Raw genomic sequence first — 10,384 nt, 5'->3', positions numbered from 1 at the left:
CTAGTAATATTGTATAAAATATTTAACTCATACGTAATGGGTGATTAGCGATCGCACCTTTTTTAGCCGACCTCACAAAATCGCATTGCTCCCATTACGACCAAAGTGCCTGCTGTACCAGAAGCTGAATTTAGTAATTCGCCGATACACCTTGCCAGAAAGCGCCTGTTGATTGTGGATGACAATCTGACCAACCGCAAAATTATCAGCTTGCAAGCAGAGTCTTGGAAGATGCAAGCTTATGCTGCCAAATCTGATAAAGAAGCTTTAGATCAACTTGCTCAGGGAACGCAGTTTGATATTGACATTTTAGATATGCAAATGCCGGAAATGGATGGGTTAGAAACAACTCGGAGAATCTCTCAAGAATGGAGAGTTGGTTTTCGTCCCCATATCATTGCGATAACTGCCAATGCAATGCAAGGCGATCGCGAAGTCTGTCTTGCTGCTGGTATGGATAACTACATTAGCAAACCCATTCAGCTTCAAGAGTTAGCTGAGGTACTCAGTAAATGCCCACCCCAAAGAAGTTCTGAATTCACTTCCATAGTTAAACTCGGTAAAGTGATCTGCAAAGAATTGCAACCTTCGCCAAATATTCTCCAGTCAGAACAAAACCAGACATTAAAAAGCGCCAAAATTGATCCTAAAATGCTCCAATCCTTGTGGGATATCGTCAGAGGAGATCATGTTGCATTTGCTGAACTAATTGAGTGTTATCTGATAGAAACACGGAGACTGGTGCAAGATATTAGCACAGCGATCACAAATGAGGATGCCCTGACTATATGGAAGACAGCCCACCAACTCAAGTCCAGCAGTGCTTCTGTTGGAGCGATCGCCCTGGTGCAGCTTTGCAAGCTGTTAGAAGCACAGGGACGCAGCAGTAAATTAGAAAACAGCTTAGAATTATTTTCACAACTATATCAGGAATATGAACAAGTTAAAACAGCCTTACAAAAAGAACTTGCGAAGGAAGCACCATGAAAGCCAATGCTCAAGAAAGTCAATCTTTAGTTCTAATTGTTGATGATGAACCTTTAATCCGCCTGATATTGCGACATTTATTAGAGCGGGAAGGGTATCAAATAGCAGAGGCTCAAAATGGTATAGAGGCAATAAATGTTTTTAAGCAATTCCACCCCGATATAGTACTCCTTGATGCCATAATGCCGGACATGGATGGGTTTGAGTGTTGCACTCAGTTACACCGTCTTGATTGTAGCAAGTACACTCCAGTTTTGATGATTACAGCACTTGAAGATCAAAAGTCAGTTGATCGTGCATTTGAAGTGGGGGCAACGGATTATATTACCAAACCGATTGACTTGATTCACTGGCCAGTTTTGCGACAACGGGTAAAACGCTTGATTCAACAATCTCAGTTACAGCAAAAATTGGAAGCCGTTAATGTGGAATTGCAGCAATTAGTTACTATCGATGGATTAACTCAAGTAGCTAACCGCCGACGGTTTGAAGAGTATTTTAACCAAGAGTGGCAGCGCCTGAAATGGGAGCAACAACCCCTTTCGCTGATTCTTTGCGATGTTGATTTCTTCAAATTATATAACGATACTTATGGTCATCGGGTAAGCGATCGCTGTCTTCAAAAAATTGCTAAAGCCATCAAAGATATTATTAAATGTCCCGCAGACTTAGTTGCCCGTTATGGTGGGGAAGAATTTGCTGTGATTTTACCTAACACAGACACTGAGGGGGCGACTCATGTTGCCGACAAAATTTGCCATGCTGTCCGCACACTAGCAATTCCTCATCAAAATTCCCAAGTTAGTCCTCATGTAACTATTAGTGTCGGGTTGACGACAGAAATTCCTCAGCAAAATTCTGACTTGGAAGAAATGATTTCCGCAGCGGATTGGGCGTTGTATCAAGCAAAGGCAGCAGGACGCGATCGCTTTGTGCAAAATATTTTACTACCCAAAAGTCAAAATTCCGGTTAGTGCGCCAAACTTCAGACATTTTCACCCTATTTTCAATGTATCGGCTCGTATTATCGTCTGCTTATTCTATCCCTTGAAAATGCTCTTCCTCACCTTTAAACTATTCATCGAAGACGGATCAATTAGATGATCATGTTGCAGCCGACCCACAACAATAGCAGAATGAATACCAAAATCTGGAGTGAATGGTCGGGTTGTCTTAGTTATGGTAATCTCCAATCAAAACAATACAAACACCAGTAACTTTTGACCAATCAATGCTTCCATCCTCACTAAGGGGGATGGGGTCGTTATTTGGCTTACAACTCGTTTACCACCTTCTAGATCTACTGCAAATTCACGTTTACCATTTTGGTAAATAAATTTGTTATAGCTTCACCTTTGCGTGAGACTAAATTTATACTCTTTATCAGCAACGCCTAAAAATCTACCCCCCGTTTGAGTTCTACTCCTTGATTGGCATAGTGTTTGTGGCAATAAACCTCTGAGTGGACGCTAGCCAAGTCGAAGTACGCTGGTTGATTTTGGCAGCGACCAGTGATAATGATTTCGGTGTCGCGGGGTTTGCGGAGCAAAGCTTGGACAATGGGTTCAACGGGGAGGAGTTCTAAGTCAACTGTGGGATTGAGTTCATCGAGGATGATAGTTTTATACAGTCCAGAGGCGATCGCAACTTTAGCGATTTCCCAACCCCGTTCGGCTTCTACGTAGTCTAATTCTTGCCGGGAATTTCGCCAGACGATCGCATCTCGACCGCAGCGCTGATGATCCACCACTTCTGGATATGACTGCTGCAAGGCAGCGATCGCTGCGTCTTCTGTATACCCGCTACCACCTTTAAGCCACTGCATAATCAACACACGGGTAGACCCGGGATGATTAATTCCTCTACCAATAGCCTGTAAAGCTTTGCCCAAAGCACTAGTAGACTTGCCCTTCCCAGCACCAGTATAAATTTCAATCCCTTCAAGCAAGAGGGCTTTAGCTGTTGGGTGGTGATGAGGTTTCATTTCTGAGTGCAAATCTGCAATATCGAGCAACTTTTGCGGCGCAGCGCGTCCGGTGGCGATGATTTCTAACTCTTGGGGTTTGGATTTTAATGTCTTTACCACTTCATCCACTGGTAACAACCCTAGATCCAGAACGGGGTTAATTTCATCCAAGACGACAACTGAATATAAACCACTGGCAATCGCACCTTTGGCTACATCCCAACCCCGCTCCGCTTCATCTCGGTCAAAGGGGGTAATTTCCTCATGCCCAAAAAATTCGGCTCTCCCAGTGCGAACCTGGTCAATTAAATGGGGAAAACCGCGCTGCAAAGCTGCGATCGCGCCATCTTCATCATAATCACGTTCCGGCCCTTTTAAAAACCGCAGCAGTAAAACCCGGTTAGAATTGCTAGGCGTATTTATCCCCAAGCCAATGGAGCGCAAAACCACTCCCAAAGCCGCTTGAGACTTACCTTTACCCACGCCATCGTAGACGTGAATTTGACCAATGAGCCGCTCCTGACGCACTTGCGCCGTGCGAATACCAATACCGTTCCTTGTCATCTCTCGAAAAGCTATAACGTGGCAATCTTTAATCTTACCTAACGTATTGTCCTCTCATCTGAGAAACTGCCCCTCTAGCACGCCCGTACAAGCATCAGCTTGATATATTAACAATATCAATAAAGGAATACTGGCACACCAACATGGTAAAGGACAAGAACAATGTGATAATTTCCCCCATCACCCTCACTATCCCAGTTATACTCTCTACAGTTAACCCTTACCGTTGACCATTTATGCCTGAAAATTGGATACTTCCCAGGATTTTTCCCATTGGTGGAATTCTGTTTGACTTTTTATTTGTACTGATTGCCATCCCCATCGAAGCATATGTTTTCCACAATAGACTAAAATTTGACAAAAAATCCAGTACTTTTTATGCCATTTCTATCAATCTGTTTTCTAGTGTGATTGGTTGGTTCATATTTTTTGTATCAGAACCAATGTTGCCGATACAGTTGAAATCAGAATTAATTAACTATATATTTTTTAATTATTTTACACCAAAAACACAACCGCTAATTATCTTAACTGCTTTTGGATTTTTCTTTGCTACTTTTTTGATGAAATATTTGATTTTACAAGGATTACTACTATTATTAAATGAATCATTTGCTAAAAAAGAAGAGGAACCTCAAACATCTCAACGGCGGCGTTGGCGGAGTTTTAGCAATCTTAGATTACAAAGTACCAATTTAGTCACTACTACGTTAATAGCAAATTCTGTGAGTTATACTGCTATCACCATTATTTTATTGTTTCGCTCAAAGTAGGAATAATTTATTTCAAAGCAAGAATAGTGATTAATCAGGTGTAGTGAGGAACATGAATACGCTATTTAAAGATGTATTTGGTATTTTTAAATTTACTGAAGGGCTTTATGCGGGAATTAGAAAGGTATTAGTTCCACCCAAAGCTTATTCCTGGCAGACATTTATTTATCTGAGTGTTTTTTCTTGGGTACTTTCATATTGTGCTACAGGTTATATCAAAGATATAATTGCATTTTTCGGTTGGTTATTTTTAATTGCCGGCACAGCTTGGTATACAACTGAAGATCCTTTGAGGGTTCCTGGTACTTTTATGCCAGTCGGGGCAGTGATCACTGGATTCTTAGTGAGTGTTTTTGCCTTTGGAAATCAACAGGATGTAATTACATCAAGAACAATAGTTTTTTGGCCGACAATTTCAGCACTAATTACGGCAATACCAGAATTTATTGAAGGAAATGATACCGACGCTAAAGCTCGAATTCCTAAGCCAGAAGATCGCCAAAGAATCATAATTTTAGTTGCTAGTAGTATGCTGCTAAGTTGCTGGATTCAGTTTTACTTTGTGATGGATAATTGGTTCCAACAATATCCCAGTTTGCAAGCAGATAGTTTTAAACGTAGTGCCTTTGTTGTCAGAACAGAGGAACGAGTAAAAGTTCCGCAAAACGGTGTTGTAATTCTAGAAAAACTTCAACCAATAGTAGTAGAAGAAATAGCCCAAACACCTTGGTCGGAAGTAGAAAAATGGTTGCTAGATGCGAAACAGCGGGTAACAACTCTGGGTACGGAAGTAATTCAAAAAAACCTGGGTAAATATGAAGAGAGGGAACTATGGCACGTTGAACCGCGTGTAGCTAATACTAAATCTGGATATATATTAGATTTATTAAGTATTTGGATAGGCCCGAGTTATAACCCGCAGGGCTATTACTTGAAAAAATCTTGTCGGATTGAACCAGTTGCAGCAACTAACAATTCAGGGAATAAGATTACAGTTGCAGAAATTGAATGCGATCGCATCAATAAATTAATTGCTGGGTCACCGCCTCCGCAGCAGTGACTCAATTTTGGATTTTAGACTTTCCTGCGGAACGCTACGCGAACGGCAACTCTTAGAGACGCTCTTGCGAATGCTTCAGTCGAACGATTTTAGATTTGTTCTCGCATTTAAATTTGGGGCAACTTTGACAAGACGCTTAAGGAACAGACATTTTGAAATTCTTTGATTTTAAATTGTTAAATTCCATTATCCAAAATTTAAAATCTAAACTTCGGTGACGGAGATGAGAAAATGAGGTAAAAATAACAAATGACTATTAACAGAATTTTTGTATTGGCAAAGAATGTGTTTCAGGAAGTGGTACGCGATCGCCTCCTATATATTATTGGTTTTTATGCGTTAATACTTGCCACCGCTTTTCGTGTCCTTCCTGAATTTGCAGCTACGACTGAAGACAAAATGTTTTTAGACTTCGGGATGGCAACGATGAATGCCATCGGGTTAATTGTGACGATATTTGTTGGTACGGGACTGGTTAATAAAGAAATTGAAAAACGCACTGTCTTAATGTTAATTGCTAAACCTGTCAGCCGCAGCGAAATTATCGTCGGCAAATACTTGGGTTTATCCGCAGTACTAGCTGTACTTATCGTCACGATGACAGCAATTTATCTAATATTTCTGCAATTTGGTAACATTCATCATCCAACGGTGAGCATTCTAATTGCGGCAATTTTCTTATTTTTGCAGTTATCATTAATCACTGCTATAGCTATTACCTTTGGTGTTTTTACTGCTTCTTTGCTAGCGACTATTTTAACCTTTGCAGTATATTTAATCGGAAATATTACTCAAGATTTAGTACAACTTGGTCGTCTTAGTCACAACCCTACTATGGAACGTCTAACTCAAGGTTTATTTCTCATCTTACCAGATTTATCTCGATTAGATTTGAAAAATGATGCTGTTTATGGTCTGCAAGCACTACCTGACACAACTGGACTGATTATGAATGCTGGCTATGGCTTACTTTATAGTGCCATGTTGTTAGCGATCGCTATTTTTATCTTTTCACAACGCGAATTTTAGTCATTGGGCAGAAGAACAAACAGAAAGTTATTTTCTCCTAACTCTGCTAATTTTAGATTTTAAATTGAAAAAAATCTAAAATCTAAAATCTAAAATTTAATTACTTCTAACTCTTTTAATAAATCACTATCTGAGGTTGCTTAATTATGCCATCAGGCATGATAGTATTTCGGAACTTCGCATAAATCAGGTTTGTTTCCCAAAGGTTTGCTTTACTCAAGTTTGCCTTGGTTAAATTTGCCCATGTCAGGTCTGCACCAGTTAAGTTGGCCTCAGTTAAATTAGCTTCTAGTAATTTTGCTCCACATAGCTTTGCTCCTGTGAGATTTGCTCTAACTAAGTTAGCTTCAATCAGTGATGCTTCAAATAATTTGGCTTTACTTAGGTCTGCTTCTCTCAAATCTACATCACACAAAGAAGCACCCCAAAGATTACTATTTGAGAATTTTGCCCGCCATAAGAAACTTCCGCACAAATTTGCTCGTGTTAAATCAGCATTAATCAAATTAGCTTCACACAAAGATGCTTCATACAAATTAGTTTCACGTAAGCTAGCTTGCATCAAATTTGCGCCACTTAAATTAGCACGAGTGAGGACACAGCCACACAGATTTGCATCACGCAAATCCGCTCCTATAAAGTTAACACCACTTAAATCAATTCCTTTCAGGTCGATTCCACTCAAGTCACATCCACTGAAATCTCGGCGCTGAAAATATTTATTTGTAATTTGACTTAATATAAATTCCTGCTTATCAGCATAATTTTTCATGGTATTCACCTCTGGGTGTAATTTATCTCAAAGAGCGAGTAGATAGTTACCGTATATTGAGAGTACACCCCAAATGGAGATTAGCTCTGTAAATAATCAAAAATAAATTCTTAAAAAATCGCAAATTACCTGAAAATACGCTTTTGAAGTGGTTTTTAAAACAAAAAATGCTGACATAGGTCAGGAAACATTGATAAGTCAAGTTGGTAGGGTGCGTTACGCTAAAGACTAACGCACCACTCTAGTAAGGTTGATAGCGAAGGCTAAAGTAAAAATTATCATCCTGGGCGTTATTACCGCGATCGCTCAGTTGGTACGGCTAATTCCATTGGCGTCAAAGCCAATATTAAAGGAGGTTGCAAGGTTATCGAAGAGAAAAGTTTGACCATCCTCATAGGTAAATCCCAGGGATAGGGCAAATTCAACTCTTAGCGATCGTAATTATCCCATTCTTAATCACCTCATTTCTGCTTACCACCGACTATATTTTGGAACAAATTCCCTATTTACGAATTACGATTTATTTTAATTACTAGTCAGTTTTTCAACTTTGAATTTGGAATTGCTTATGTCTAACCTACCACCACTGAATACAGAAACAATTTGGGCAATTCTTGACGAGAAACTTGATGATGCCACAGTCAACCAGTTGCTATGGCATTATTTAGGCTATCGCTATGATTCTTCAACTGCACAATGGGACACTAGCCAAGTTGCACCAGAATGGCAAGATGAGTACCCACAACCACCAGATTTCATTGAATCTCGCCCTGCAACAGTCAGGTTGACTCGTTCCATTCCTGCTGAAAATAAACAAATTTTAAAAGAAAAACTGGGTTTCAAAGGTTACAAAATTGGTGAATTTGGGCCTCGACAAACTCGCAGGGCGACGGCGGCGAATTGGTTGTTAAGTTATCTGCAACAAACTCACGGCAAAATTGAGTAATCTCATGCGGCAGATATTTATAGCAATCCTAAATCATTTCTGAGAAACAAGATACCCGACTTCGTAAAAGTTGTCAGGTATCTATGGGTTGCAATTATCAAAAGTTTAATTGCTTTAGTAAAAAATATTTTATTAGTAGCAATATTGTTCTTATTCACAAATATTTGCTCTTTTATAATTTTATAAAAAATTATTAATTTATTTATTATAATTTTGAAGTCTCATACAATAATATTTAAATTTTGTTAGTATCATCAGACAAAATTGCAGTAAGTAAATTTGAATATTAATCAAAAAATAAATGCTCTAAACAGTAAAAACTTGCCAACAAATATTTAATTTTTATAAAATATTTATCAATTATTCCTGAAGATAGAAGCACTAATTATATAATTATTTCTCTAGAGTGATTTGCAAACTCAATTGAGTATCAGAAAATACTTTTATCAACCATTGATATTACAAACACTTATATGGCAAAGCCAATTGAATTTAATTTATTTGCACCTTACAACAAAGGAGCCGCATTAATTGGTTCTTTTTCTGATTGGCAAGAAATTCCAATGGAAAAAGGTGATGATGGTTATTTTCGTACAAGTGTTGAACTAGAAGACGGCGTTTATAAATATAAATTGCGCGTCCAGTCAAATTCATGGTTTCTTGAACCAGAACAATGGGTTGATGTCACAGACCCCTATGCAACTGATATAGATGAACAAAGTGGAAAAGATGATGGTGTTATCCAGGTAAAAGATGGTAAAAGGATTACTGATACCTATATTTGGCAACATGATGATAAACCTTTACCTGCTGACCAAGAATTGGTAATTTATGAATTACATGTTGGTGACTTTTCTGGTGGTGAGGATGACCCTTATGCACGAGGTAAGTACAAACATGTTATTGAAAAGTTAGATTATTTGTGTGAACTGGGAATCAACGCTATTGAGTTGATGCCACTTAAAGAATATCCTGGTGATTATAGTTGGGGTTATAATCCCCGCCACTTCTTTGCAACAGAATCTAGTTATGGTTCAACTGCTGAGTTAAAAAAGTTGATTGATGAGTGTCATGCTAAAGGTATTCGTGTGATTCTTGACGGTATTTATAACCATTCAGAAGCATCTGCTCCTTTAACACAAATTGACCACGATTATTGGTATCATCACTCTCCCCGTGACCCTGGTAATAACTGGGGACCTGAGTTTAATTATGAACATTATGACGAAAAATTAGATATTCATCCAGCGTGGAAATTTATTGGTGATACAATCCGTTTTTGGATTGGGGAATATCATCTTGATGGTATTCGCTATGATGCAGCGCGGCAAATTGCTAACTACGACTTCATGCACTGGATTGTTCAAGAAGCCAAAAAAACTGCTAGCATGAAGCCTTTTTACAATGTTGCCGAACACATTCCTGAAACTCCTAGCATTACCAATGTAGATGGCCCAATGGATGGTTGCTGGCATGATAGTTTCTATCACTGCATTTTAGAACATATCTGCGGTGATACATTTGATTTAGAGCGTCTCAAAGATGTCATTGACTGCAAGCGCCAAGGCTTCTTGGGTACCATTAATGTGGTAAATTACCTCACCAACCACGACCATAACCATCTCATGGTTGAATTGGGGAACCGTGAGATTTTTGACGAAGAAGCCTTTAGGCGGGCTAAATTAGGAGTAGCCATCCTGATGACTGCTGTTGGTGTACCTTTGATTTGGATGGGAGAGGAATTTGGCGAGTATAAACCTCAACAACCTGAATCAGCCAAAATTGATTGGACGCTGTTAGGTAATGATTTAAATCGTGGTTTATTTGAATCATACAAAGGTTTAACCAACCTGCGTAAAAATAATCATGCACTCTACACAGAAAATATTGATTTTATCCACGAAAATCCAGAGGCAAAAGTATTAGCTTATACTCGTTGGAATGATGAAGGTTCTCGTGTAGTCGTGGTAGCTAATTTTTCAGAAAATTTTCTAGGTGACTATCATGTTCCTAATTTAGCAAGCGGTGGTACATGGCACGAGTGGACAGGGAATTATGATGTCGAAGCTAGTGACGATGGTATCATAGCTGATTTGGGACCATACGAAGCCAAAGTGTTTGTATGGCAGTAATGATATACACTACTGCTGAGTCAGTAGTCCAATAGGAAAGAAAAAGGGAAACATTTTTCCCCTTTTTCAGTTATTATCTTACTCGTATACAGTTTAATGAAAAATTTGTCAAGCAGAAAACAGGCTATTTTAAAATATCATCGGTTTGTGTTACA

Annotated in this window: 10 protein-coding genes; 7 read left to right on the top strand and 3 right to left on the bottom strand. The window is 38.9% G+C overall.

What is annotated here, in order from left to right:
- Positions 1 to 105 precede the first annotated feature (105 nt).
- Together V7K21_RS24580 and V7K21_RS24575 are read left to right on the top strand one after the other, a co-directional pair.
- Positions 106 to 987 (top strand): response regulator, encoded by an 882-nt coding sequence (locus V7K21_RS24580; protein ID WP_335177852.1) that lies wholly within the window; start codon positions 106 to 108, stop codon positions 985 to 987.
- Complete coding sequence (locus V7K21_RS24575) at positions 984 to 1,961, top strand: PleD family two-component system response regulator (protein WP_335177850.1); 978 nt, start codon at positions 984 to 986, stop codon at positions 1,959 to 1,961. Before V7K21_RS24580 ends, V7K21_RS24575 begins: the two co-directional genes overlap by 4 nt.
- A gap of 419 nt (positions 1,962 to 2,380) precedes the next feature.
- Here V7K21_RS24575 and V7K21_RS24570 read toward each other — a convergent pair whose 3' ends face one another.
- On the bottom strand, positions 2,381 to 3,517 hold the full coding sequence (locus V7K21_RS24570; protein ID WP_335177849.1) for a cob(I)yrinic acid a,c-diamide adenosyltransferase: 1,137 nt from the start codon (positions 3,515 to 3,517) through the stop codon (positions 2,381 to 2,383).
- Between the two features lie 236 nt (positions 3,518 to 3,753).
- Between V7K21_RS24570 and fraC the strand changes: the two genes are divergently transcribed.
- From fraC to V7K21_RS24555, 3 genes are all read left to right on the top strand, one after another.
- On the top strand, positions 3,754 to 4,290 hold the full coding sequence (gene fraC, locus V7K21_RS24565) for a filament integrity protein FraC (RefSeq protein WP_335177847.1): 537 nt from the start codon (positions 3,754 to 3,756) through the stop codon (positions 4,288 to 4,290).
- A gap of 52 nt (positions 4,291 to 4,342) precedes the next feature.
- Positions 4,343 to 5,350, top strand: a complete 1,008-nt coding sequence (fraD, locus tag V7K21_RS24560) for a septal junction protein FraD (protein WP_335177845.1) — start codon at positions 4,343 to 4,345, stop codon at positions 5,348 to 5,350.
- Positions 5,351 to 5,599: 249 nt separating this feature from the next.
- A complete protein-coding gene (locus V7K21_RS24555; protein WP_335177843.1) occupies positions 5,600 to 6,379 on the top strand; it encodes an ABC transporter permease in 780 nt (259 codons plus the stop codon).
- Between the two features lie 115 nt (positions 6,380 to 6,494).
- Here V7K21_RS24555 and V7K21_RS24550 read toward each other — a convergent pair whose 3' ends face one another.
- Positions 6,495 to 7,151, bottom strand: coding sequence for a pentapeptide repeat-containing protein (locus V7K21_RS24550; protein WP_335177841.1), 657 nt, complete (start codon positions 7,149 to 7,151; stop codon positions 6,495 to 6,497).
- Positions 7,152 to 7,444: 293 nt separating this feature from the next.
- Entirely contained in the window at positions 7,445 to 7,570 is a 126-nt protein-coding gene (locus V7K21_RS24545; RefSeq protein WP_335177840.1) for a hypothetical protein, read from the bottom strand.
- Between the two features lie 149 nt (positions 7,571 to 7,719).
- On the opposite strand from V7K21_RS24545, the gene V7K21_RS24540 reads away from it, so the two are divergent.
- Positions 7,720 to 8,097: a DUF1823 family protein gene (locus V7K21_RS24540; protein ID WP_335177838.1), complete on the top strand. Its 378-nt coding sequence runs from the start codon at positions 7,720 to 7,722 to the stop codon at positions 8,095 to 8,097.
- A 473-nt stretch (positions 8,098 to 8,570) separates the two neighbouring features.
- The gene (locus V7K21_RS24535; protein WP_335177836.1) at positions 8,571 to 10,229 is read left to right on the top strand and encodes an alpha-amylase family glycosyl hydrolase; all 1,659 of its coding nucleotides are present in this window, start codon (positions 8,571 to 8,573) and stop codon (positions 10,227 to 10,229) included.
- Positions 10,230 to 10,384 lie beyond the last annotated feature (155 nt).

This window comes from Nostoc sp. (genome assembly GCF_036919595.1).
In the GTDB taxonomy this organism is placed as follows: domain Bacteria; phylum Cyanobacteriota; class Cyanobacteriia; order Cyanobacteriales; family Nostocaceae; genus Nostoc.
Note: the sequence above shows the minus strand (reverse complement) of the source record. Positions and strands in the feature narration are given on the sequence as shown.